The sequence below is a fragment of the Streptomyces sp. NPDC002463 genome (assembly GCF_042889835.1).
GTDB lineage: Bacteria > Actinomycetota > Actinomycetes > Streptomycetales > Streptomycetaceae > Streptomyces > Streptomyces nymphaeiformis.
The window spans coordinates 996,650-1,020,366 of record NZ_JBIARL010000001.1 but is presented as its reverse complement, the minus strand read 5'-3'; the positions used below and the strand labels follow the sequence as shown (position 1 = coordinate 1,020,366).

Genomic DNA, 23,717 nt, shown 5'->3' with positions numbered 1-23,717 from the left:
GGCGGTCGGACCAGAGCCGCATCCGTTTGCGTGCGAGGGGGTAGGCGGTGGCCCCCTTCAACCCTTGACCAGCGCGTGTGGGAGCGGAAACTCTCGCGTGGCTGATCAGGGGGTTTCCGTGGGCGGTTATCCCCTGCCCCGGGGGTTGGCCATCCGTGCCGGGTAGGGTCACGGCACCATGGAGCATCTGCCCGAGAGTCTGGACCGCGACATCCTGGAGCAAAGGATCGTCTCTGCGCTCATGACGATCCGCGAAGCATTGGACTGCACGCTTCATGAAGCGATCGACATCTTCGCGCAGCGATACGAGGAGCTTCGTCGTGATCGTCCGGACGACTTCACTCTGAGGCGGGAGGACTACGGCCAGGGCTTCTACTCCTGATGAACTGCTGGCCGGTGCACGTAGTCGGCTGGGGGAGTGACGCCACCGCGACCGGTAGCCCTATCCCAGGTACGGGGCGGCGCGGTGCTCCAGGAAGTGCCGGATACGCAGCCGTTGCGTGTGATGCATCGGAAGCGCATCGAGTTCTTCTGGCGCCACGAAGCGGAGTTCCGTGCTCTCGTCGGAGATGGCCAGGGTGCCGCCGACGACCCGGGCGGTGAAGCAGACGTTGAACTGCCGGCGTACCTCTCCGTCGCTGTACGCGATGACATGGCGGGGGTCGGTGTACGTGCCGACGAGTCCCGTGATCTCGACATCCAGACCGGTCTCCTCCTGGACCTCTCGCACGGCCGTGCCGGGGAGGGAATCGTCCATGTCCATGGCTCCGCCCGGCAGCGCCCACAAGTCGTTGTCCCGGCGCCGTTGGAGAAGTACGCGGCCGTCCTCATCGGTGACGACGGCAGAGGCTGCCACGACCAGGCTGTTCGGCCGGGGGGCGTTGGGATCGTCGTAGTACTCGGTTCGGGCCACGGCGCTCAGCCTTCCACGGGGCGGGCCGTTTCCCATACGGCGTCGAAGCTCCCCGCGTAGGTGTCGAACATGCCCCCGTCGCCGTGGCGCCGGAGGTGCCACACGGGCGCACCGTAGGCGTTGACGCCCCACACGTGCGCGTTGACCAGCATCTGATCGTCGGCGCGGTACAGGCTGTTGTAGAGGGTCGTTCCATGGGTGCGCAGCTCGATTCCCGGTACGTCCGCGAGAGGCCGGTAATGCAGGAGCGCGAGTCGGCAGCGGGGCTCGATGCCGTGGCCGAACTTCTCTTCCCGTCCGCGCTGCTGGACGTTGGGGTCGTCTGCGTCACCCACCGCGATGCGGATCGTGCAGCTCTCGTCGGCCCGTTCGCGCAGGAGGTCGTTGAGGCGGGGGTACGCCTCGTGCAGGAAGACGGCCGCGTACACCAGCACGTCGATCCGCTGCCGCGCCTGGGAGAGGAGATCGACGAAGACCGACACGGGGAGATCCGCCCGCTGTCCGTACAGAGCGACGAGTTCGGGGCTGACAGCACGTGCGGCACGCGCCTGCCGGAGTGCCGGCCACAGGGCATGCACGTCTTCCCCGAGCGCTTCCGCTGCCGCCAGCGCCGTTGCCCGGCGCGGAGTACGCCCGAGATTGACCCACCGTTCCACGGACTTGGGGTCGACACCTGTGACGCCAGCCAAGGCCGCATGTGTCCAGCCACCTGCCTCCATGACGGTTCGAAGTCGCTCGTTGGACATGCTGCGCCCCCTCGGATTTCGGACGTTCCCAGGGACGTTCTACACGTGGTAGGACGTCCCAAAGTGGGAAACGTACGAGGTTCCTCCGTCCTGACGACCGGCGCGACCATCGCGCCATGAGTGAGCCCACGCGATACAGCGCTACGCCTGTCGAACTGCCACTGAACCTGGATCGGGAGCCGGACCCTGTCGACGGGTGCGCGGGATGCATCGAGCTGGCCAACGTGCGCTCCCGCGCCCGTGCCGGGGGCGACATGGCCACGGTGTCCGACTGCAACGTCTTCATGCGGCGGCACCCCGAGGGGCACTGATGGTCACCGCAGAGGACATCGGGCGACGCGTGGAAGATGGTGCGGGACGGGTCGGCATCCTGCGCGACGTGATTCCGGACTACGAGGACCCCGCCGGCCTGCCGGGCGAGCGCCGGAAGCGCCCTACAGCGTTTCTGTGGCCAGAGGGCGGGGGCCGTGAGTGGCTGGTCCCGCCCGAGAGCGTGAAGCGCGCTTAGCGCGCTCTTTTCCAGGTGGGCCTATCCGCTACCTGCCCCAACGTGCTAGGTATGTGCATCCAGCTTGATCGCATGGACGATGAGTGGCCCATTCACGTGCGATCGATCCTTCCCGGGCCGCTCCGGTGACGGCCAATCCTCCAGTCTGCCCGATGCGCGCTAGACCTGGTCGTCGGCCAGTTCCGCGACGCCCGTGATGCGGTGCAGGGGGTACGTGCGGACCTCGTCGGCCGTGTGGTCGTAGCCCGTCACGAAGCCGCCCTCGACGCGGACCGGTGCGATGACGCGCTGGCTCGCCGCGCCCTCCGCGTTGACGTAGCCGATCCACACCGCCGAGCCCGTCAGCGCCGCCGCCTGGACCGTCGCCAGGGTCTCGGCGGCGGAGGTGCGGGGGAGGCCGCCCGTCGTCGCCGGGGCCGTCGGTTCCTTCCGTACCGCCGTCGCCGCCCGGTCGCCCGCCCGGATCGCCTTCACCGCCGCGCCGAGGAGCGTGGTGTCGGGGGCCGGGGGGCCGTCCGGGACCGGGACCGGGGCCGTACGGGCAGGGGTGCGGTACGCGTCGGCGCGGGTGACCAGGACGTCGCCCTCGGCGGACTCGGCGGCCGGGGCGTACCCCATCGCCCGCAGCCCGTCGAGCAGCGACGCCGGGTCCGTCTGCGCCGCGAGCACCGTCGGCGCGAGCCGGCGAAGCCCCAGGGCGGCGGACCGCCGGTCGGCGAGGATCTCGCCGAGGACGGTGTCGTCGTCGCAGCGCACGTACGCGGAGGCCGCCCCGATCCGCAGGTGGCCGTGCTTCCTCGCCACGTCGTCGATCAGGTACGCGAGCGGCTGCGGCACCGGCGTCCGGGAGTGCGCCGTCAGGAAGTCGTGCAGGTCGGAGGCCGACCGCCCGGAGTCGAGCGCGCGCCGCACGGAACCGGGCGTGAACCGGTACACCGTCGCGCCACCCTTCGATTCCACGTCCGCCAGGACCGCGAGCGCGTCGGCGAGCGGCCGCCGCAGCGGCCCCGGGGCGACGGCCGTCAGGTCGGCCTGGAGCAGCACGTGGTCGACGGCCTCGGGCAGCAGCGGCGCGAGCAGGGTCGCCGCGCGCCCCGCCGCCACCGACAGCTCGACCCGGCCCCCGTGGTCGGCGGGCGCGGCCGCCTCCGCGAGCGGCAGGTTCAGCAGCGCCCGCGCGGGGCCCGCGAGCGCGCCCCGGCCCGTGAGCCCGAGCAGCTCCGCCTCGGCGAGCGTCCAGCGTGCGAGCCGGGACCGCAGGTCGAGGGAGGCGTCGGGGGCGGGGTCCGTGGAGTCGTCGGGACCGCCGGACACCGTCTGCGGCGCGCGCGGCGGGGCCGCCTGCGCCGCGCCCCGCAGCGGCCGCTCCCACCGCATCCGGGCGAACAGCGTCTCGGGGTCCGCCGCCGCACCCGGCGGCAGGGTCGCGAGGAGTTCCAGGACCCGGTGGCGGACCTCCGGCGCGGGCGCCCGGTCCAGGTCCGGGCCGAGGGCGGCGAGCGTGCGGCCCTTCGCGTCGGCGCCGCCCACCAGGCCGGCCGTGCGGGTCGCGACGAGCCAGGGCGCGACGAGCAGGGCCCAGCGCTCGGCGGCCGGCAGGTCGAGCCAGTCGTCGTACGCGGGCGTCGGCGCGTACCGCTCGTCCGCCTCGCCGTCCGAGGCGAGCAGCCCCGCCCCGAAGCACAGCTCCAGCCAGAACGCGGCGAGCTGCTCCGTCACGTCCAGGGCCGCCGCGGTCCGCTTGAGGTCCCGTACGGACATCCCGCCCGCCCGAAGGACCTGCGGGCCGCCCTGGTCCCAGGACTTCAGGAGTTCCTCGACCGTCGCGAGCGTCGCGTACGCCTGCCCGGCGGCCGCGCTGTCCACGACCTGGGGACGGTAGTCGCGCGCCGCCCCCACCACCGGCGCCACCGGCTCCGGCGCCCGGTGCGCCCGCCCGCCCCGCAGATGCAGCGCCACCTCGCGCGGCAGCACCATCGTCCGCGCGGACACCGGCAGCAGCAGCCCCCGGTCGCGCAGCCACTGCACCGGCGGCGCCGGATTCGGCGTCACCTCGCCGTACGGCGGACCCCACACCAGCCGGTCCAGGACGGACAGGGCCTCCGGGGACGCCTCGTCGAGCAGCGCGCCCATCCGCGCCCGGTCCGTGAACAGCTCCGTCAGCGCCGCCACCGCCGACACCGGATCGTGCGTCGGCGTCAGACCGGCCGTCGCGATGATCTCCTGCACCCGGCCCGGCGACATCCCCGCCGTCGCCTCCGCCACCGTCGGCCCGAGACCGGTCGGCGACGGGTGCTGCGGCGACGGCGAGAGCAGCTCCCGCGCGGTCCGTACGAGCCGCAGCCGGTCGTCCTCGCCCCACACCAGCGCCTGCTCGCGCAGCAGCGCCACCGCGCCCGGCAGCGCCGCCTCGATCTCCGGATCGCCCTCGTCACCGGTGAGCAGCGCGAGCAGTACGGAGTACGGGGCGGGGTCCGGGGCCACGGCCAGCGCCTCCGCCGTCTGGAGCGCGAACCGGTCGAGCCGCTCGATCGCCCGCACCACCGAACCCCGCGTGCCGGCACGCGTCGCCAGCTGCGTCAGGTCGTTCGGTACGGGGCTCAGCAGGTCCGGGCGGGCGCGCAGCAGCGCGGCGAGCCCCTCGTCGCCCCGCGCGCGCAGCGCCTCCGCGAGCGTGCGCGGCGCCGCGCCGGCGCTGGTTGCCTCGGCCACGTGCGCCTCCCGGTCGAGCTCACCGATCCCCATCCGCACCACGTTAGCCGCTGTCCAGGCGCTAACGTCGGGCCGTACCGGGCGAACCGGCCGTGGAGGGGCATCGTGGGGATCGAGAGCGACCGTCTGGTCTACGACTATCTGAGCCGGGTCGGCGATCTGGCACAGCAGCGGCAACTGCCGGCGAGCGACCGCATGAAGCTCGTCTCCGGCCTGCGGAACGAGATCGACCGCCGGCGCGCCACACACGGCGAGGAGAGCCCGGCGGCGGTACGGGGCATCCTCGGCGCGCTGGGGACGCCGGACGAGGTGGTGGACCGGGCGGGGCCCTCGGGCGGACGCCCGGTGCCGGAGCCGAGGGCGGGGGAGGGCGCGGGGACGGGGCGGCCGCGCGGCCTCCGCGGCGCGCGCGAGACGGCGGCGGACGGCCCCGGAAAAACGCGCGGGGGTTCCGGCGCGTCGGGCACGGGGGGGCCGGGCGCGGGAAGGCCCGGAGGGGCGCCGGACCGGGAGGGGGTCCGCCCCGGCGCGTCGAGTCCCGCCATCCCCGCCCAGGGCGACCGCGACCGCCCCGACGGCTCGGGTTCCGGCGGCGCCGCGGCCGACCGGGCGGCGGACTGGTGGCGTACGGACACCGAGGACCCCTCCGACGAGGACGGGTTCTTCGGCTTCGTCGGAGGCATCGAGCGCCCCGACCTCTTCACGCCGCCGGCCCCGGAGGAGGACGAGGACGACGCGGCGGAGGAGCCCGCACCGGGGAAGGCCCGGCGCCTGGCCCGTATCCTCCGCCGCCGCAAGACCGAGGCCCCGGCCGTGGAGGAGGCGCCCGAGGAGGAGGCCGCCCCGGCCCGCGCCCGCCTCTCGAACCCCTTCGTCCTCCTCGCCGCGCTGCTCCTGCTCGGCGGCGCCGTCTTCGGCTCGCTCGTCGCCCTCGCGGCGGGCTGGCTCCTCGCGTACGCCTCCCGCCGGCTGACCCCGGGTGAGGCCAAGACCGCCGTCCTGGTGATCCCCGGCCTCGCCGCCGCGACCGGGATCGTCTGGCTGTGGGGCCGCGTCCAGGGCCGCTGGGGCGAGGCGGTGGCCCCGGGCGGCGAGGCGATGGGAGCGGCGATCTCCGAGACCTGGCCGTGGGTCCTCCGGGGCGCGGCGATCGCCTCGGCGGCCTTCCTCGTGTGGCGCGCCCGCAGGAACTAGGGCCTGTCTTTCGGATCAGGCCCTAGGGCACGGGGCCGCCCACGGCGCCCCCGGCACCACCAGGGGTGAGCCCGTCACCGGGTCCGGGACGACGACCGACGTGAGGCCGAAGACGTCGCGTACGAGGTCCGCCGTGACGATGTCCGACGGCGGGCCCTCCGCGACGACCCGGCCCGCCTTCATGGCGACGAGGTGGTCGGCGTACCGGGCGGCCTGGTTCAGGTCGTGGAGGACGAGGACCACGGTCCGGCCGCGCAGCCGGTTGAGGCGGCGGACCAGGTCGAGGACCTCCACCTGGTGGGAGATGTCCAGGTAGGTGGTGGGCTCGTCGAGGAGCAGCAGGTCGGTCTCCTGGGCGAGGGCCATCGCGATCCACACCCGCTGCCGCTGCCCGCCCGAGAGCGCGTCGACGGACCGGTCGGCGAGCGCCGCGACGTCCGTGCGCTCCATGGCGTCGGCGACGGCCCGCTCGTCCTCCTCAGACCACTGCTTCCACCAGGCCTGGTGCGGCTGCCGGCCCCGGGACACCAGGTCGGCGACGGTGATGGCCTCGGGCGCGACGGGCGTCTGGGGCAGCAGGCCGATCGAGCGGGCGATCCGCTTCGTCGGGAGCTTCGCGAGCGACTCCCCGTCGAGGAGGACCGCGCCGCCCGCCGGCTTCAGCAACCGGCCGAGCGCCCGGAGCGTCGTGGACTTCCCGCAGGCGTTGGGGCCGACGATCACCGTCACCTTGCCGTCGGGGACCGCGAGGTCGAGCTCCTCGACGACGGTCCGGTCCTCGTAGGCGAGCGAGAGCCCACGGGCCTGCAGTCTGCTCACGACTTTCCTCCAACGGCTCGGCTCCGGACGATGAGCCAGATCAGGTACGGGGCGCCGACCGCCGCCGTGAGGACACCCACCGGCAGTTCGACGGGGGAGAGGAGCCGCCGGCCGAGCAGGTCGGCGACGACCACGATCACCGCGCCCGCGAGCGCGGAGCAGAGCAGCGGGATCTGCGCCGTCCGGGTCGTGCGGCGGGCGATCTGCGGGGCGAGCAGGGCCACGAAGTCGACCGGTCCGGCGACGCCCGTCGCCACCGACGCGAGGACGACGCCGACGGCGACGAGCCCGAGCCGCACCCCGCCGAGCCGGGCGCCGAGCGCGGTCGCCGTGTCGTCGTCGAGCGAGACGGTCCGCTGGGCGCGGGCCGCCCACAGCACGGCGGGCAGCAGGAGCAGCAGCGTCCACCGGATCGGCGCGGACTCGTCCCAGCCGCGCCCGTTGAGGGAGCCGGTCATCCAGATCTGGGCCTGCTGGGCGACGAGGTAGTCGCCCTTCGTCATGAAGAGCGTGACGAGGGACCGCAGTGCGATCGCGATGCCGATGCCGATGAGCACGAAGCGGGTCGCGTGCAGTCCGCCGCGCCAGGCGAAGGCGTACACGAGGGCGGCGGCGAGGATGCCGCCGGCGACGGAGACGTACGGCAGGACCGTGTACGAGGTGAGGCCGAAGGTCATCGCGGCGACGGTGACCGCCCCGGCGCCCTGGCTGATGCCGATGATGTCGGGGCTGGCGAGCGGGTTGCGGGCGACGGTCTGGATGAGGCCGCCCGCGATGCCGAAGGCGGCGCCGACGGCGACGGCGACGACGAGCCGCGGCTCGCGCAGCTCCTCGACGACGAACGCGGACGGCGACGACTGCCCGAGGAGGATCCGTACGACCTCGCCGGGCGGGACGAACCGCTCGCCGACGCAGAGGTACGCGACGCAGGCAGCGGCCAGGACGAGGAGGAGGGCGGCGGCGACGGCGGCGGAGCGCCGGTGGACGAGGAACGACGCCCGCCCGGCCCGCAGCAGCCCGTACCCGGCGGGCCGGACGGGGCGGGTGCCCTTCGAGGTGCCCTTCGGGGCAGGGCCCGGGAGGGTGCTCACAGGCGCGGTCATGCCGGCACCGCCTTCCGGCGTACCAGCGTCACCAGGAACGGCACCCCGATCAGCGCCGTCATCACCCCGGCCGGGACCTCGCCGGGCGGGAAGACGATCCGGCCGGCGACGTCGGCGGTGAGCAGCATCACCGGGCCGACGAGCGCGGCCATCGGCAGGACCCAGCGGTGGTCGGAGCCGACGACGGCGCGGGCGATGTGGGGGACGGCGAGGCCGACGAAGGCGACGGGGCCGGCGGCGGCGACGGCCGCGCCGGTGAGGACGGTCGCGCCGAGCCCGCCCACGACCCGTACGGTCGCGACGCGCTGCCCGAGTCCCTTGGCGACGTCCTCGCCGAGCGCGAGCGCGTCGAGCCCGCGCGCCACGGAGAGGACGAGGACCGTGCCGAGCAGCAGGAAGGGCCAGATCTGGCCGACGATCTCGGTGTCGCGCCCGTCGAGGGAGCCGATCTGCCAGAACCGGAACTCGTCGAGCGCCGAGGCCCGGGTCGTGAGGACGCCGGTGGTGACGGAGAGCAGCAGCGCGTTGATCGCGGCCCCGCCGAGCGCCAGTTTCACGGGCGTGGCGCCGCCGCGCCCGCCGGCGGCGATCGCGTAGACGGCGACGGAGGCGAGGGCGGCGCCGACGAAGGCGAACCACACGTACCCGCTGAGCTCGTGCACGCCGAGGAAGGCGATGGCGAGGACGACGGCGACGGACGAGCCCTGGCTGATGCCGAGGATGCCGGGGTCGGCGATCGGGTTGCGGGTGATGCCCTGGAGGGCGGTGCCGGCGAGGGCGAGGGCGGCGCCGACCATCAGCCCGACGAGGGTCCGGGGGACGCGGAGCTGTCGGACGACCTCGGCGTCGTCGCCGGTCGCGCCGTGCAGCAGGGCGTCGAGGACGGTGGAGGGCGCGATGGGGCGGGCGCCGACGGCGAGGCTGAGGAGGACGGCGAGGAGCAGGGCGACGAGGGCCGCCGAGGTCGCGAGGACGCGTCTGGTGCGGAAAGCGGCTGGCATCGGGACCCATCGGGGAGGTGCAGGTTTGGTTAGGCTCACCTCATTTAATCAGCCGCCCTTGTGCGAACACCTGTGCCCCGGGTCCCCCGACAATGGGCCCATGACGACCACACCGCCGCCCAAGGACCCGCTCACCGTCGGCTTCGACCTCGACCTGACCCTGCTCGACACCCGCCCCGGCATCAAGGCGGCCTTCGTCGCCTTCTCCGCCGAGGTCGGCGCCCCGATCGACGCCGACCTCGTCGTGAGCCGTCTCGGGCCGCCGCTGGAGCAGGAGATGGCGCACTGGTTCCCGGCGGAGCACGTCACGGAGATGACCGCCCGCTACCGGGCGCTCTACCCCTCGTACGCCATCGAGCCCACCGTCCCCATGCCGGGCGCCCTGGACGCGATCGAGGCCGTGCGCGAGGCGGGCGGCCGCACGATCGTCGTCACCGCGAAGAACGGCGCGCACGCCGGGCTGCACCTCGACCACCTCGGCATCAAGCCCGACGTCGTCGCCGGCGGCCTGTGGGCCGAGGGCAAGGCGGAGGCCCTGCGCGCGCACGGCGCCGGGGTGTACGTCGGCGACCACGTCGGCGACGTCCGGGGCGCCGCCACGGCGGGCGCGTTCTCGGTGGCCGTCGCGACCGGCCCCTGCCCCGCCGAGGAGCTGCGGGCGGCCGGCGCGGACGTGGTCCTGGCGGACCTGACGGACTTCCGTGCCTGGTGGGAGGGCTACCGCGGCTGAGCGGCCGTGGCCGAAGCCTTTCGGGCCTGCCGCCGCTGGGACGCGACCGACCTCAGCAGCCCGGCGGCGGCCACCAGGAACCCGACCCCCATCAGCATCGACACGAGGTACGCGACGGTGGGGAACGGGTCCGTCCCGAGGAACAGCGGGGCCACGGTGACCAGCGTCGCGACCGCGCCGACCGCGAACACGATCACACCGGCCTTGACCAGTCCGTCACCCGGAGCACTGCCGTCCACGTCGTCCACCGGCACGGCGGGGGTTTCACTACGCATCCGGCCAGGGTAGTTCCCAGGCCGGAGGAACACGTCGGCGACGTCTTGTCACCGGCCTCCTGACCATTAGCCTGGTGCCGGCGGGTCTCTTGACCCGCTGTTTGCCATCCCCATCGACGAGGACGAGGACGAGGACAGACGTGCCTACCGGCAAGGTCAAATGGTTCAACAGCGAGAAGGGCTTCGGCTTTCTCTCCCGCGACGACGGCGGCGACGTCTTCGTGCACTCGTCGGTGCTCCCTGCCGGAGTCGACGCACTGAAGCCGGGACAGCGGGTGGAGTTCGGAGTCGTCGCCGGTCAGCGCGGCGACCAGGCGCTGTCCGTCACGATCCTCGACCCGACCCCGTCCGTCGCCGCGGCGCAGCGCCGTAAGCCCGACGAACTGGCGTCCATCGTGCAGGACCTGACGACGCTCCTGGAGAACATCACGCCGATGCTGGAGCGCGGCCGCTACCCGGAGAAGGCGGCCGGCAAGAAGATCGCCGGCCTGCTGCGCGCGGTCGCCGACCAGCTCGACGTCTAGCCCTTCCGGCCGCCCTCGCACTGCTGCGCAGGCTTCGGGCGGCTGCCGGACCCCGTCCGGCCTCCCGTTACGGGAACGCCAGCGCGTCCGGGCCGAGGGGCGGTACGAGCCCCTCGGCCGCGGCGCGCGTGAGCAGCCCGCGGACCGCCGCGTAGCCGTGCTCGCCGAGGTCGGCCGTGAACTCGTTGACGTAGAGACCGATGTGCTGGTCGGCCACCTTCGGGTCCATCTCCTGGGCGTGCTCCATGACGTACGGCCGGGAGGCCGCAGGGTCGTCCCAGGCCATCCGCACCGAGGCGCGGGCGGACTCGGCGAGCAGTTCGAGGGTCTCGGCGCCCAAGGAGCGGCGGGCGACGATCGCGCCCAGCGGGATCGGGAGGCCGGTCGTGGTCTCCCAGTGCTCGCCCATGTCGGCGAGGCAGTGCAGCCCGTAGTTCTTGTACGTGAAGCGGGCCTCGTGGATGACGAGCCCCGCGTCGACCTTCCCGTCCCGGACGGCGGGCATGATCTCGTGGAACGGCATCACGACGACCTCGCCGACGCCGCCGGGCACCTTCTCGGCCGCCCACAGCCGGAAGAGCAGGTACGCGGTGGAGCGCTCGCTCGGCACGGCGACGGTCTTCCCGGCGAGGTCCGCCCCGGTCCCGTCCTCCCTGGTCAGGACGAGCGGGCCGCAGCCCCGGCCGAGGGCGCCGCCGCAGGGCAGCAGGGCGTACTCGTCGAGGATCCACGGCAGGACGGCGTACGAGACCTTCAGGACGTCGTGGGTGTCGGTGCCGCTCTCGGCCCAGCCGTTGGTGACGTCGATGTCGGCGAAGGTCACGTCGAGCCGGGGCGCGCCCGGGACCCGGCCGTGCGCCCAGGCGTCGAAGACGAAGGTGTCGTTCGGGCAGGGCGAGTAGGCGATCTTCAGTTTCACGCGTGCGCCTCCACGAAGACGGTACGGCTGAGCAGCTCGAAGGTGTGCCGGAGGGCGCCCAGGGCCTCGCCGATGCGCCAGGCGGCGCGGTCGCGCGGGCCGACGGCGTTCGACACGGCCCGGATCTCGACGACGGGCACCCCGTGCGCGGCGGCGGCCTCGGCGACGCCGAAGCCCTCCATCGCCTCGGCGGCGGCCGCCGGATGGCGCTCCGCGAGCTCGGCGGCGCGACGGGCGGTGCCGGTGACGGTGGAGACGGTGAGGACCGGCGCGAGGGTGTGGGACGGGGCGCCGGCGTGCGGGCGCCCGGCATCCGGGCCGGTGGCGTCCGAGCCCCCGGCATCCCGGCTCCCCGCGTCCAGCGCGGTGGTGATCAGCCCGGTCAGTTCCTCGGGTACGAGGTGGACGGAGCGGCCGAAGCCGAGGTCCTCGACGGCGAGGTACCCGTCCGGGGTCTCCGCGCCGAGGTCGGCGGCGACGATCGACGAGGACACGACGACGGACCCGACCGGCGCCGCGGGCTGGAACCCGCCGGCGATCCCGGCGGAGACGACGAGGCCGTAGCCGCTCCCGGCCAGGGCCTCGCACGTGAGGGCCGTCCCCGTCGCGGCGGCGACGGCCGCGGGGCCGACCCCGCCGACGAGGACGTCGACGTGGCCGTGACGGCGCAGGACGAGACCCCCCGGCAGCGGGCGCGGCTCGGGGGAGCCGAGGCCGGCGGAGACGGAGTCCGCCTCCGCCGCCACGGCCGTCACGATCAGGATCCGGTGGGCCACCGGCGGATCAGGAGTTCGTGTCCTTCTTCAGCTGGAAGTGCCAGATGCCGGTCAGCTTCTTGCCGGTGTTCTCGACGATGGTCACCTGGGTCTTGTCGGTGGCCTCGCCGGACTGGCTGGAGAAGAAGGCGCTGGCCGGGATGGTCCGGTACGTCTTCTTGTACGGCTCGGGCTCGGCCTGCTGGCCGCCGAGGAAGATCGTCCAGCCGTTGTCCGCGATCTTCGGGTCCACGCCGAAGCGGATCTTGTCGTCCGTGGAGACCGTGATGGTCTTCTCGGCCTTCTTGTTGAGGCACTCCTGGATCTGCGACTCCTTGATGGCGTTGCCATCGTTGTAGCAGGCGGCCTCGGTGTGGACCGATTCGGTCCCGACCGTCAGGGTCGCGAGCGGAGTCGGCTTGTCGCAGGCGGAGAGTACGAGGAGCCCGGCGGAGACGGCCCCGAGGGCGACGGCGGCCCGGCGGCGCGAGCCGGAGAAGAACGCAACGGTCATGAGCCGAAGGCTATCGGGCCGCCGCGTCCGCGCCACGCGGGGGTACGGCGTGCCGCCGCGGCGTACCGCTTCGTGTGGAGTGTCCGGGTCCGTCCGGCCCCCGGGAGCGGGGATCAGGCCACCTTCGCCTTGGAGCGGCCCTTGGGGCCCGGGCGGCTGCGGGCGGCCGAGAGGAGCCCGCGGACCGCGAGGAGGGCGCCCACGCCCAGGATCCCGGCGGCGACGGCCATCCCGAGGGTGCCGTTCAGGGGCAGGGCGATGCCGATCCCGCCGCCCACCACCCACGCCATCTGGAGCGCCGTCTCGGAGCGGGCGAACGCCGAGGTCCGCACCAGCTCCGGCACGTCCCGCTGGATCAGCGCGTCCAGGGACAGCTTCGACAGGGCCTGGGTGAGCCCGGCGACCGCGACGAGGACGGCGACCATGAGGCCGCCGAAGAAGATCGCCGCGCAGACGGCCGTACCGAGCACGACGCTGATCATCGTGGCGATGATCACCTCGGGCCCGTGGCCCCGGTCGCGCAGGAGCGAGCCGGCGGCCGTACCGCAGGCGTTCCCCGTGCCGGCCGCCACGCCCACGATGCCCAGGGAGACGGCGGCGCTCTGCCCGGACAGCGGGTGCTCGCGCAGCAGGAACGCCAGGAAGAAGATCAGGAAACCCGACAGCATGCGCTGGGCGGCGTTCGCCTGGAGCCCGTGCAGCACCGAGGGCCCCACGGTCCGCAGGCTCGGTTTCTTCTCGCCGTGGGTCAGCAGGTGCGCCCGCCGCTCGCCCTTCGCGGAGTCCACCTTGTGCGGCATCCGCAGCGCCCAGAACGTGCCGAGCAGGAACAGCGCGCACGCCCCGTACAGCGGCCAGCCCGGCCCGATCAGCTGGAGCCCCGCCCCGATGGGCGCGGCGATGCCGGTGGCGAGCAGCCCGGCGAGGGTGACCCGGGAGTTCGCCTTCACGAGCGAGAAGTTCGGTGGGAGGAGGCGGGGCACGACGGCGCTGCGGACCACTCCGTACGCCTTGGAGGCCACGAGGACGCCGAGCGCGGCGGGATACAGCTCGAGGCCGCCCGTCGCCACCGCCCCCGACATCATGATCGCGAGGACGGCGCGGGTCAGCATCGCGCCCGCCATCGCCGCGCGCCGCCCGTGCGGGATCCGGTCCAGGAGCGGACCGATCACGGGGGCCAGGAGCGTGAAGGGGGCCATCGTGACGGCCAGGTAGAGCGCGACGCGGCCGCGGGCCTCGTCGGTCGGCACCGAGAAGAAGACGGTGGAGGCGAGGGCGACGGTGATCATGACGTCGCCCGCGCCGTTCACGGCGTGGAGCTCGATCAGCTTCCCGAGCCCCGACTCGCCCGCGCCGTGCGCGTGCGTCGCCTTCCGGATGCCCTTCGCGGTTCCGGTGAACGGCAGGTGCAGGGCACGCCCGACCTTCCGGCCCGCTCGGCGGAGCGGCCCGGCGGGATCGTGTGATCGTACGGGGGACCGTGCGGCTGCCACTCCGTCATAGTGCCCCACCCGCGCCCCGGACGAACCGGGGCACGACGGGGGACCCGGACGAGCGCGCGGCGGACACGGCTTCTCCCCGGGCCGCTTCGCACGCCCCGTACGCGCCGTCCCGCGGCCGGTTCGGGCGTGGCGGGCGTCCGCGATACGGGCCACTTGGGACGGGCAGGTGGGCGGAGGCCCGCGAACGGGGTAGCGTGCGTAGCGCGTCACCGGCGGAAGCTCTCGGCCGCGCGCCTCTTCGGCATCCCGCAGAATGGATGGCGTTAGGTGTGCCCGAGACGCGCGAGACAAGTCGGGTGCGGACGTCGATGCGGCCCTCTGGTCCGCTCCGCCCGCCACCCGTGGCTTCGCTCCCGCCCCTCGGCCGACGCACCCGTGAGACGGCGTAGGAGAGAAGCGAGACCTGTGAGTGCTGCGACGACGCGAAGCGGTACCCCGCGTACCCCGCGAGCCACGCGTACCCCCGACCGCCTGTGCGCCGAGGCCGTAGACCTCGCGCGGGAGGCCGCCGAGGAGGCGGCCGCGCCCGGCATCGTCGGCGCACACGTCGAGGTGGTCGCGGAGGGCGACCGCGTCGTCACGCACTACTTCGAGTCCAAGGAGCCCGGCTACCGGGGCTGGCGCTGGGCGGTGACCGTCACCCGCGCCTCTCGTGCCAAGAACGTCACGCTTGACGAAACCGTCCTGCTGCCGGGCGCCGACGCGCTCATGGCCCCGGAGTGGGTGCCGTGGAGCGAGCGGCTGCGGCCCGGGGACATGGGTCCGGGGGACCTGCTCCCCACGGAGCAGGACGACCCGCGCCTGGAGCCCGGCTACTCGGGCGAGGACGCGCCGCCGCCGAACTCCGCCGTCTCGGAGGAGATGGAGGAGCACCTCGACGAGGAGGACGCCGAGCTGACCTCGCGCACCCCGTCGCGGGGAGCGATCGCGGCGGTCGCCGAGGAGCTCGGCATGCGGCGGGCGAGGGTCCTCTCCCGCTACGGCCTGCACGTGGCGGCGGACCGGTGGGACGAGGCGTTCGGCGCGAAGACGCCGATGGCGCAGGCGGCGCCCGCGTCGTGCGAGTCGTGCGCGTTCCTGGTGCCGCTGGCCGGGTCGCTGAAGCAGGCGTTCGGCATCTGTGCCAACGAGTTCTCGCCGGCGGACGGCCGGGTCGTGTCGCTCGCGTACGGGTGCGGAGGGCACTCGGAGGCGGCGGTCATGCCGAAGCCGCCGCGGCCGGCGGCGCCGGTCCTCGACTCCATGGCGGCGGACGTCTTCCCGCTCCGGCCGGCGAAGGACTCGGGCTCGACGTCGGAGCCGGACGCGGCGTCGGAGGACCTGGGCCACTCGTAGGCCGCCCGTGGGGGCGGCGCCCTTGGCGGCGCCTCCGCGTTCCGCGCCCTGACCCGCACCGCTTGCGCACCGCACCGGACGTGCGGGTTCGGGCTCGGGAGCCCCTGGCGCCGGCAGGGCGCGGGTCCGTTGTGCCCACCCTCCCCCAAGCTCTCGGCTTCGCTCGAGCAGGGGGAACCCCCGTCGCCCCGGCGGAACGACTGCCCACGACGGCGCGCGCACGCGCCCCCGCGCGCCCCTGGGCCGTACGTGCCCCGGCGGCCCGGGTGGGCCGGCGCACGGTACCTTCGGGCCCCGGGCTGAATGGTCCGGGGAACGACCGGCCCCGTAGAACCGCAGAGTGGAGTCAGACGTGAGCGTCAGCGTCCGGACGACGACCGACGGAACCGACCCCTTCGGCACCGCCCGGCTGCGGAGGGGCGTGCTCGACGCCTGGGGCGCGAGTCCCGCCCGGTTCCGGGAGGACGCGAACGCCGAGGAGGACCTGGCGCTCGGCGGCTACCGCGACCGCCTCGTCGTCGAGCTGGCCCAGAACGCCGCCGACGCCGCCCACCGCGCCGCCGTCACCGGCCGCCTCCGTCTGACGCTGCACCCGGCGGACCACGAGGGCCCCGCGGTCCTCGCCGCGGCGAACACCGGCGCCCCGCTGGACGCCGCCGGTGCCGAGTCGCTGTCCACCCTCCGCGCCTCCGCCAAGCGCGAGCAGACGCACGGTGCCGTAGGCCGCTTCGGCGTCGGGTTCGCCGCCGTCCTCGCCGTGTCCGACGAGCCCGCCGTCCTCGGCCGGCACGGCGGCGTCCGCTGGTCCCTCGCCGAGGCCCGCGAACTGGCCGCCGAGGCCGCCCGGTACAGCCCGGGCCTCGGCGACGAACTGCGCCGCCGCGACGGCCACGTGCCCCTCCTGCGGCTGCCGCTGCCCGCCGAGGGCACCGCCCCCGACGGCTACGACACCGTCGTCGTCCTCCCGCTCCGCGACACCGCCGCCGAGGACCTCGCCGAGCGCCTCCTCGCCTCCGTCGACGACTCCCTGCTCCTCACTCTTCCGGGTCTCGCCGAGATCGTCGTCGAGACACCCGAAGGAGGGGTACGGACCCTCCGCCGCTCCGAGGACGACGGGTACGTCCGCATCGACGACTCGGCGACCGCGAGCGACGGCGCCCACCGCTGGCGGACCGTCACCCACGGCGGCCCGATCGAGCCCGAACTCCTCAAGGACCGCCCGTTCGAGGAGCGTCTGCGCCCGCACTGGTCGGTCACCTGGGCCGTACCCGTGGATGCCGAGGGCTCCCCGCGCTACCCCCGTACGACGCCGGTCGTGCACGCCCCCACGCCCACCGACGAGCCGCTCGGCATCCCCGCGCTCCTCATCGCGTCCCTCCCGCTCGACACCGCGCGGCGGCACCCCGCGCCGGGGCCGCTCACCGACTTCCTGGTGCAGCGCGCGGCCGACGCGTACGCCGAACTGCTCGCCGACTGGCAGCCGGTGACGACCGCGACCCTCGACCTCGTGCCCGGCCCGCTCGGTAAGGGTCCGCTCGACGGCGCGCTGCGCGAGGCGATCCTGGACCGGCTGCCGAGGGTCGCGTTCCTGGCGCCCGCCGCGCCGTCCGAGGAGCTGCCGGCGCTCCGCCCGATCGAGGCGGAGGTCGTGGAGGGCGCGGGCGCGGAGACCGTCGAGGTCCTCGCGGAGGTCTTCCCGACCCTCCTCCCGGCGGGCCTGGAGCGCCGCCCCGAGCTCCGTACGCTCGGCATCGGCCGCGTCCCCCTCACCGAGGCCGTCGACCGCCTCGCCGGGGTCGACAGGGCGCCGACGTGGTGGTGGCGGCTCTACGACTCCCTCGCCGGCGTCGACACGGACCGCCTGACCGGCCTCCCGGTGCCGCTCGCGGAGACCGCCGACGCCCCCCGGATCCGTACGACGATCGGACCCCGCCAGGTCCTCCTCCCGCAGGACCGCACCCCCGCCGAGCTGACCCGGCTCGGACTGAAGGTGGCGCACCCGGAGGCCGCCCACCCGCTCCTGGAGAAGCTGGGCGCCCTGCCCGCCACGCCCCGCGCGGTCCTGACGACCCCGCAGGTGCGGGCGGCGGTCGCGGCCTCCCTCGACGCGGGCGAGATCTGGGACGAGGACACCGACACCCTCGACGCGGAGGAGCTGGCCGAGACGGTCCTCGCCCTCGTCCGCGACGCGGAGCTCGACCCGGGCGAGGAGCCGTGGCTCGGCGCGCTCGCCCTCCCCGACGAGGACGGCGAGCTCTCCCCGGCGGGCGAACTCGTCCTCCCCGGCTCCCCCTTCGCGGCGGTGATGCGCGAGGACGAACTCGCCTTCGTCGACTCCGAGATCGCGTCCCGCTGGGGCGAGCAGCCCCTCGCCGCGTGCGGGGTCCTGGCGAACTTCGCCCTGGTCCGCGCGACCGACCTGGTCCTCGACCCCGACGAGGTCGAGCCGCGCGAGGGCGACTACCCGGAGCCCGACGACGCGGGCCTCCTCGACGCGGTCGACGTCTGGTGCGAGGACGTCCTGGACCGCCTTCCGGTGACCCCCGTACCCCCCGTGGCGACGGAGATCGTGGCCGTACGGGACCTGGACCTGGTCGACGACGACTGCTGGCCCATGGCGCTCGCCCTCCTCGCCCAGCCGCCCCTGAGGGACGCCCTGACCCAGCCCGTACGGGTCCTCCTCCCGGACGGCACGACGGAGACCGTCCGCTCGTACACGGCCTGGTGGCTGCGCGACCACCCCGTCCTCGACGGCCGCCGCCCGGCGGGCCTGCGCGCGGAGGGCTCCGACCCGCTGCTCTCCGGTCTGTACGACTCCGCCGACGCGACCGGCTTCGAGGACGAGCAGGTCCTCCGCGCCCTGGGCGTGCGCACCTCGGTCGCGTCCCTCCTCGACGAACCGGGCGGCGCGGCGGAACTCCTGACGCGGCTCGCGGACCCGTCGCGGGAGGTGACGGGCGTCCAACTCCACGCCCTGTACACGGCCCTGGCGGACCTGGACCCCGACCAGGTGACGCTCCCCGACGAACTGCGCGCGGTCGTGGACGGCACCCTCGTCGTCGTCGACGCCGCGGAGGCCCTGGTGGCGGACGCCCCCGACCTGCTCCCGCTGGCCGGCGACCTCCCCCTCCTCCCGGTCTCCCCGACCCGCGCCGCGGACCTGGCCGAGCTCTTCCAGGTCCGGCGGCTGAGCGAGGCCGTCGAGGCCGAGGTGACGACGGTCGGCGAGGAGCACGAGGTCCCGCCGTCGGTCCACGCCCTCCTGGGCCCGTCGACGCCCTCCTCGTACATCGAGCACGAGGAGCTCCACGCTGGCGGGGTGGAACTCGACTGGCGCCGCACCCCGGACGGCGTCGTCCACGCCGCCACCCTGGAGGGCGTGGCGGCGGGTCTGGCATGGGCGTCCGGCCAGTGGCCCCGCCGCTTCGAGGTGGCGGCGCTCCTGGAGGACCCGTCGAGGACGGCGGAACTGGCGAGGGACCGCTGGTTCGACTAGACGGCGTGGCGGGCGAGGCGGTCGTACAGCGGCCGCTCCGTCCGGGCGGGCGCGGCCTTCCGCGCCGACCGTGCGGCGGGCGTGGTCTCGCAGTGGACCACGATGTCCGTCCCGCCCTCGCCGTCGCAGTCGTCGACGCCCGCCTGGCCGTCGAGGACGTCGTCGGCGGGGCCGCCGCGCAGGAAGTCGTCGCCGTCGCCGCCGCGCAGGACGTCCCGGCCGCCGGCGGTGCCGAGCGTCTGGCTCCAGTCCGAGTTGTCGCCGAAGATCCGGTCGTCGCCGCCGCGGCCCTCGATCAGGTCGTCGCCCGCGGTGGCGCCGGTGGGGTCGACGAGGGAGTTGTCGCCGATGAGGATGATCTCGCCCGCGGTGCCGCCGATGATCCGGTCGTTGCCGGAGCCGACCGCGGTGCCGCCGGCGGTGTGGTCGCCGACGGCGCCGAACGCGCCGTCCGGTCCCAGGTCGATCAGGTCGTCGCCGCCGGCCCCGCTCGCGGGGCCGAACCCGGCGAAGCTGTCGCCCGTGACGTCGCCGAGGGTGCCGGCGCCTTCGAGCAGGACGTCGTCCCCGGCACCGGACGCCGAGAGGTAGCCGACGGAGTCCCCGACGATGACGTCCTCGCCGTCGCCGGCGATGATCCGGTCCGGGGCGCCGCCGTCGGCGTGGTCGGCGTAGTCGTCCCCGTAGAGGACGTCGTCGCCGTCCCCGCCGACGAGGACGTCGGGGGAGGCGCCGGAGGCGGTGCCCTGCGTCGCCGCGTTGTCCCCGAGCAGGAAGTCGTTCCCGGTCCCGCCGTCGAGGTGGTCCCGGCCGGTGGAGCCGATGACGTCGCCGGTGTACGCGCGTTCGTCGCCGACCATCTCGTCGTTGCCGGCGTCCCCGAAGACCCGGTCGTCGCCGGTGCCGCCCGCGATGCGGTCGTCGCCGTCCCCGCCGTGGATGCGGTCGTCGCCGCCCAGGCCGCAGATCCGGTCGTTGCCGCCCTTGCCGTCGATGACGTCGTTCCCGGGCGTGCCGATGATGACGTCGTCACCCGGGGTGCCGATGGTGCCGGTGACGGTGGCGGCGGCTTCGAAGCAGGTGGCCGCGGCGGTGGCGGGACCCGCGGCGGTGACGGTGAGGGCGGCGGCGACGAGTGCCGGGGCGCAGAGGAGGGCGATGGCTGGTCTGAGGGTCATGGGGGTCACGGGGGTTCCTTCCGGAGGACGGTCGCGTTGCGTGATCTCTCCCCCAGGTGAAGGGGTGAATGGATGTACGGAGAGTGATTTCACCCGATGGATCACCCTCCAGGACGCGTCGGAGGACTTTGACGCGTCGGAAAATCCCGACGTATCGTGAGGGTCATGCCGACCGACGTCTTCGGCGTGCTGGCCAATCCGGTACGCCGCAAACTGCTCGAAACGCTGCGGGAGGGCCCTCGCTCCACGGGCGAGCTGGCCGGGATGTTCGCGCTCGGGAGGCCCGCGGTCTCCGAGCACCTCGCGGTGCTCCGTACGGCGGGACTCGTACGCGAGGAGCCCCGCGGGCGGCACCGCTTCTACCACCTCGAACCGGCCCGGCTGGCCGAGGTGAGCGAGTGGCTGCATCCGTTCGAGCACTACTGGAAGCAGCGTCTGGACGCGCTGGCCGATCTCCTGGACGAGGAAGCGGAGTCATGACCGAGGACGCCACGATCACCTGCGAGAAGTTCCTGCCCCACGCACCCGCGGCGGTGTGGAAGGCCCTGACCGACCCCGACCTGCACGCCCGCTGGTGGGCGGCGGGCGACGTCCGGCCCGTCGTCGGGCACCGCTTCACCCTCGACATGGGGAACTTCGGGCAGCAGCCCTGCGAGGTGACCGCCGTGGACGACGAACGACTGCTCGCCTACCGCTTCGCCGAGGGCACGCTCGACACCACCCTCACCTGGACGCTCCACCCGGAGGGCGAGGGCACCCGCCTGGTCCTCACCCACGCCGGCTTCGACCTCGACTCACCCATGGGCCGCCAGGCGTACGAGGGCATGGGCCACGGCTGGCCCCACGTCCTGGACCGCCTGGAGACCACGCTGCAGAGCTGACGAGGGGTGATCCGGCAACGAGGGTGCGGGTGTGGCCGCCCTCCGAGAGGTCTTTCGCTCCTGGAGGCGGCGGGTCAAGGGTGGCCGCAGGCTATCTGCGAAGCCGACTTGCCCTTGACGCGCCGCCGGAAGGAGCGACTCTCGGAAAGAGGGTGGTCCCACCAGAAACCAACGAAGCACGCCCACCTCAAGAGCCTGACCTGTGGGCCCGTCACCTTCAAAGCCACGTGATCGTCTGGGCCTCCGGGGTGACCGTGATTCGGAAGCGGTCGAGGCTTGGAGAGCCGTCCCGGCGCCACCGGGTCACGTGCTCCTCGATCCGGTTCCACACCCGGTCCGGCCCGCCCTGGCGGACGATCCAGTGGCTGCCTTCTCGGTGAAGCGCGGCCCAGGCCCCCGCGTCGACGTCGATGAGTACGGGGCGTTCCTCGCCTCCGTCGACGGAGACCCGGACCAGTTGGGCGCGAGGCGCGGCGAGTTGGGCGACGAAGCGGATGGTCCAGTCGTCCAGGACGTCCGGGCCGATCGCGGTCTCGCGCTCTTCACCGTCCGCAAGGTCGGGGAGGACACCCAGGGAAGGCGGGAGATGAGGGCGGGCCAGCATGAAGGAGGTCTGGCCGTCCAGGAGCCGGCCGTGGGCGGTGCCGTCGCCGGAGACGGTGAGGCGGGCGAGTTCGGAGGAGTACATCCAGCCGCAGACGGTGGCCAGGATCTGGCCGCCGGGCCGGCTCCGGGCGAGCCAGGCCGGCGGGATGGCCAGGACACCGCAGGTGGCCACGATCCGGTCGTACGGGCTGCCGTCCGGGTCCCCGGCGAGACCGTCCCCGACGATCAGGCGGGGAACATGGCCGGTGGCACCGAGTGAGGTTCGGGCCCGGATCGACACGTCCTCGTCGACCTCGACCGAGGTCACGAGGTCGTCGCCGAGGCGGTGGCAGAGGAGTGCGGTCGAGTAGCCGGTTCCGGTGCCGATCTCCAGGACCCGCATGCCGTCGTCGACATCGAGCTCTTCGAGCATGCGAACGACGAGACTCGGCATGGTGCTGGAGCTGGTCGGAGCCCGGAAGATCCGGCCCCGGATGTCGCCGGGGGCGATCGTCCCGGCGATCTGGGTCACCAGCGATTCGTCCGAGTACGCGGCGGGGAGCCACGCCGGGTCGTCCGGCATGACCGGCTCCCAGCCGGTGGGGCCGACGCCGTCGACCCGCCGGAAGTACCCACCTCGAAGGAACTCGTGGCGGGGAGTCCGGACCACAGCCTCACGCCAGCGAGTTGAACGCAGGTGACCGGTGGTGGCGAGCCGGTCGGCCAGGTTCCGCCGCAGGATCCTGTCGTCGTTCACGTGGCCTTCCTCTCCAGAAGGTCGCCCATGGCCGCGACCATGGGCAACCCCGTCTCCGGCTCCAACCACGCCCACTGGCCGGACGGGTTGCACTCCAGGAACCACCATGCCCCCGCGCGGTCCACGGCGAAGTCGAATGCGCCGAAGACCAATCCGAAGTGGTCCAGGTACCGCCGGAGGGCGCGGCGATTCCGGGCGGCGGTTCGACGACCGTGTACGTGAGCCGGTCGTAGTCCGTGCGCCAGTCGAGCAGCCCTGAGTCGATCCGTACGCTGAACACCTGGCGTCCCATGACCGTCACGCGCACGTCGGCGGCCTTGTCGACACGCTGCTGGAAGAGGTGTGCGGTGCCGGCCACCCGCTCGTCGATCTGGTCCTCGGTGACCTCGGCGACCTCGACCGTGCAGGACACGTCGTCGATCCGGTAGAGGGGTGTCGACAGTGGTTTGTAGAGAACGGGCCCGTGGCTCCGGATGAACGACCGGGTGGCGACGGGGTCCGAGGTGACCAGTGTCGGTGGTACCCGGAAGCCGCACCGGACGGCGGCCGCGAGGCCGGAGGGCTTGAATTCGGCGTCCCCGATGCGGTGGGGGTGATTGACGTACAGGCAGTCGGGGAGCGAGGCGAGGACGCCGCCGAGACCGTACCGGGCCTGCGTGACGGCGAAGCGGGTGTCCTGCTCGTCGAGGTGGGTGAAGGTGAAGCCGGACGGGCGCCGGTAGTACAGCGACCGTACGCGGGAGAGATCGGCGGTACGGGTGGGGGTGGACAAGGTTCCTTCGATGCCGTGAGGCGTCGTGAGGGTGGCCGCGAACGACAAGGTGGCGGGGAAGTCCCCGGAGTCGAGCCGCACGATCGGGACGTTCCGGTCGTGCAGCTCGCTGATCACCAGGTCGGCCGTGGGGTCGTCGATCATGGTGACGACCAGCACCGGACCGAGGTCGGTCACTGGTCGGAGTCGTTCCCGGTGTCGCTGTCCCCGCCACCGGAGCCACCACCGCTGGACCCGTCGGACGGGTTGCCGGTGTTGGTGGCCGGGTTGGTCCCGGTACTGGTGCCGTGTGCGGGCATCTCCATGACCTGCCCCGCGTTGTCGAAGTAGCGGGCCGTCTGGCTGGCCGGGTCGACCTCGGCCCGCGACCAGGACGGGGCCATGGCCGGGTAGGGGGCCATGCGCTGGATACCCCAGGGGGCGGGGGTGGTGTGGCCCATGGGCAGGGGAGATCCGGTCGGGAGTCGGTCCATGTGGTGGAACAAGGGGGCCTCCTGA

General features: G+C 73.9%; 23 protein-coding genes and 1 pseudogene. 9 read left to right on the top strand and 15 right to left on the bottom strand.

Annotated features, from left to right (window positions below):
• The first annotated feature begins 178 nt into the window (after positions 1-178).
• Positions 179-382: a hypothetical protein gene (locus ACFYX3_RS04795; protein WP_389007923.1), complete on the top strand. Its 204-nt coding sequence runs from the start codon at positions 179-181 to the stop codon at positions 380-382.
• A 60-nt stretch (positions 383-442) separates the two neighbouring features.
• Here the strand turns inward: ACFYX3_RS04795 and ACFYX3_RS04790 are convergent, their stop codons facing one another.
• Both ACFYX3_RS04790 and ACFYX3_RS04785 read right to left on the bottom strand, forming a co-directional pair.
• Entirely contained in the window at positions 443-913 is a 471-nt protein-coding gene (locus ACFYX3_RS04790; RefSeq protein WP_389007921.1) for an NUDIX domain-containing protein, read from the bottom strand.
• A gap of 5 nt (positions 914-918) precedes the next feature.
• A complete protein-coding gene (locus ACFYX3_RS04785; RefSeq protein WP_389007919.1) occupies positions 919-1,659 on the bottom strand; it encodes a helix-turn-helix domain-containing protein in 741 nt (246 codons plus the stop codon).
• A gap of 116 nt (positions 1,660-1,775) precedes the next feature.
• Between ACFYX3_RS04785 and ACFYX3_RS04780 the strand changes: the two genes are divergently transcribed.
• Positions 1,776-1,970: a hypothetical protein gene (locus tag ACFYX3_RS04780; protein ID WP_031132883.1), complete on the top strand. Its 195-nt coding sequence runs from the start codon at positions 1,776-1,778 to the stop codon at positions 1,968-1,970.
• 356 nt (positions 1,971-2,326) lie between these two features.
• Here ACFYX3_RS04780 and ACFYX3_RS04775 read toward each other — a convergent pair whose 3' ends face one another.
• Complete coding sequence (locus ACFYX3_RS04775; RefSeq protein WP_389007917.1) at positions 2,327-4,912, bottom strand: helicase-associated domain-containing protein; 2,586 nt, start codon at positions 4,910-4,912, stop codon at positions 2,327-2,329.
• A 72-nt stretch (positions 4,913-4,984) separates the two neighbouring features.
• On the opposite strand from ACFYX3_RS04775, the gene ACFYX3_RS04770 reads away from it, so the two are divergent.
• Positions 4,985-6,073: a hypothetical protein gene (locus tag ACFYX3_RS04770; RefSeq protein ID WP_389007915.1), complete on the top strand. Its 1,089-nt coding sequence runs from the start codon at positions 4,985-4,987 to the stop codon at positions 6,071-6,073.
• 15 nt (positions 6,074-6,088) lie between these two features.
• Here ACFYX3_RS04770 and ACFYX3_RS04765 read toward each other — a convergent pair whose 3' ends face one another.
• The 3 genes from ACFYX3_RS04765 to ACFYX3_RS04755 are packed head-to-tail and all read right to left on the bottom strand — an operon-like array spanning position 6,089 to position 8,996.
• Complete coding sequence (locus ACFYX3_RS04765; RefSeq protein ID WP_389007913.1) at positions 6,089-6,892, bottom strand: ABC transporter ATP-binding protein; 804 nt, start codon at positions 6,890-6,892, stop codon at positions 6,089-6,091.
• Positions 6,889-7,995: a FecCD family ABC transporter permease gene (locus tag ACFYX3_RS04760; RefSeq protein WP_389007911.1), complete on the bottom strand. Its 1,107-nt coding sequence runs from the start codon at positions 7,993-7,995 to the stop codon at positions 6,889-6,891. The genes ACFYX3_RS04765 and ACFYX3_RS04760 overlap by 4 nt, the downstream gene beginning before the upstream one ends.
• The gene (locus ACFYX3_RS04755; RefSeq protein ID WP_389007909.1) at positions 7,992-8,996 is read right to left on the bottom strand and encodes a FecCD family ABC transporter permease; all 1,005 of its coding nucleotides are present in this window, start codon (positions 8,994-8,996) and stop codon (positions 7,992-7,994) included. Before ACFYX3_RS04755 ends, ACFYX3_RS04760 begins: the two co-directional genes overlap by 4 nt.
• 100 nt (positions 8,997-9,096) lie before the next feature.
• Here ACFYX3_RS04755 and ACFYX3_RS04750 point away from each other — a divergent pair, with 100 nt between their 5' ends.
• Entirely contained in the window at positions 9,097-9,726 is a 630-nt protein-coding gene (locus ACFYX3_RS04750; RefSeq protein ID WP_376585647.1) for an HAD family hydrolase, read from the top strand.
• On the opposite strand, the gene ACFYX3_RS04745 is transcribed toward ACFYX3_RS04750, so the two are convergent.
• Positions 9,714-10,001, bottom strand: a complete 288-nt coding sequence (locus ACFYX3_RS04745; RefSeq protein WP_359519552.1) for a hypothetical protein — start codon at positions 9,999-10,001, stop codon at positions 9,714-9,716. The two genes, ACFYX3_RS04750 and ACFYX3_RS04745, sit on opposite strands and share 13 nt — an antisense overlap.
• A 140-nt stretch (positions 10,002-10,141) precedes the next feature.
• Between ACFYX3_RS04745 and ACFYX3_RS04740 the strand changes: the two genes are divergently transcribed.
• Entirely contained in the window at positions 10,142-10,525 is a 384-nt protein-coding gene (locus ACFYX3_RS04740) for a cold-shock protein (RefSeq protein WP_030694234.1), read from the top strand.
• A 67-nt stretch (positions 10,526-10,592) separates the two neighbouring features.
• Here ACFYX3_RS04740 and ACFYX3_RS04735 read toward each other — a convergent pair whose 3' ends face one another.
• From ACFYX3_RS04735 to ACFYX3_RS04720, 4 genes are all read right to left on the bottom strand, one after another.
• Positions 10,593-11,444, bottom strand: a complete 852-nt coding sequence (locus tag ACFYX3_RS04735; RefSeq protein ID WP_389007906.1) for a 1,4-dihydroxy-6-naphthoate synthase — start codon at positions 11,442-11,444, stop codon at positions 10,593-10,595.
• Positions 11,441-12,220, bottom strand: coding sequence for a futalosine hydrolase (mqnB, locus tag ACFYX3_RS04730; protein WP_389007904.1), 780 nt, complete (start codon positions 12,218-12,220; stop codon positions 11,441-11,443). The genes ACFYX3_RS04735 and mqnB overlap by 4 nt, the downstream gene beginning before the upstream one ends.
• Positions 12,221-12,227: 7 nt before the next feature.
• The gene (locus tag ACFYX3_RS04725; RefSeq protein ID WP_389007902.1) at positions 12,228-12,713 is read right to left on the bottom strand and encodes a DUF2771 domain-containing protein; all 486 of its coding nucleotides are present in this window, start codon (positions 12,711-12,713) and stop codon (positions 12,228-12,230) included.
• A 113-nt stretch (positions 12,714-12,826) separates the two neighbouring features.
• Positions 12,827-14,206 carry an MFS transporter gene (locus tag ACFYX3_RS04720; RefSeq protein ID WP_116159570.1) on the bottom strand — a complete coding sequence of 460 codons (1,380 nt, stop codon included), beginning with the start codon at positions 14,204-14,206 and terminating at the stop codon, positions 12,827-12,829.
• Between the two features lie 414 nt (positions 14,207-14,620).
• Here ACFYX3_RS04720 and ACFYX3_RS04715 point away from each other — a divergent pair, with 414 nt between their 5' ends.
• Together ACFYX3_RS04715 and ACFYX3_RS04710 are read left to right on the top strand one after the other, a co-directional pair.
• On the top strand, positions 14,621-15,550 hold the full coding sequence (locus tag ACFYX3_RS04715) for a DUF3027 domain-containing protein (RefSeq protein WP_376585661.1): 930 nt from the start codon (positions 14,621-14,623) through the stop codon (positions 15,548-15,550).
• Between the two features lie 340 nt (positions 15,551-15,890).
• Entirely contained in the window at positions 15,891-19,046 is a 3,156-nt protein-coding gene (locus ACFYX3_RS04710) for a sacsin N-terminal ATP-binding-like domain-containing protein (RefSeq protein ID WP_389007899.1), read from the top strand.
• Here ACFYX3_RS04710 and ACFYX3_RS04705 read toward each other — a convergent pair.
• On the bottom strand, positions 19,043-20,224 hold the full coding sequence (locus ACFYX3_RS04705; RefSeq protein WP_389007897.1) for a calcium-binding protein: 1,182 nt from the start codon (positions 20,222-20,224) through the stop codon (positions 19,043-19,045). The two genes, ACFYX3_RS04710 and ACFYX3_RS04705, sit on opposite strands and share 4 nt — an antisense overlap.
• A 165-nt stretch (positions 20,225-20,389) precedes the next feature.
• Between ACFYX3_RS04705 and ACFYX3_RS04700 the strand changes: the two genes are divergently transcribed.
• Positions 20,390-20,704, top strand: a complete 315-nt coding sequence (locus ACFYX3_RS04700) for a helix-turn-helix transcriptional regulator (RefSeq protein ID WP_116159566.1) — start codon at positions 20,390-20,392, stop codon at positions 20,702-20,704.
• Complete coding sequence (locus ACFYX3_RS04695; RefSeq protein ID WP_389007894.1) at positions 20,701-21,105, top strand: SRPBCC domain-containing protein; 405 nt, start codon at positions 20,701-20,703, stop codon at positions 21,103-21,105. Before ACFYX3_RS04700 ends, ACFYX3_RS04695 begins: the two co-directional genes overlap by 4 nt.
• A gap of 217 nt (positions 21,106-21,322) precedes the next feature.
• Here the strand turns inward: ACFYX3_RS04695 and tgmC are convergent, their stop codons facing one another.
• The 3 genes and pseudogenes from tgmC to tgmA all read right to left on the bottom strand — a co-directional run bounded on the left by tgmC (position 21,323) and on the right by tgmA (position 23,704).
• On the bottom strand, positions 21,323-22,447 hold the full coding sequence (gene tgmC, locus ACFYX3_RS04690) for an ATP-grasp peptide maturase system methyltransferase (RefSeq protein ID WP_389007892.1): 1,125 nt from the start codon (positions 22,445-22,447) through the stop codon (positions 21,323-21,325).
• A pseudogene (gene tgmB / locus ACFYX3_RS04685) lies at positions 22,444-23,396 on the bottom strand (ATP-grasp ribosomal peptide maturase). The gene tgmC and the pseudogene tgmB overlap by 4 nt, the downstream one beginning before the upstream one ends.
• Entirely contained in the window at positions 23,393-23,704 is a 312-nt protein-coding gene (gene tgmA, locus ACFYX3_RS04680; RefSeq protein WP_389007890.1) for a putative ATP-grasp-modified RiPP, read from the bottom strand. The pseudogene tgmB and the gene tgmA overlap by 4 nt, the downstream one beginning before the upstream one ends.
• Positions 23,705-23,717 lie beyond the last annotated feature (13 nt).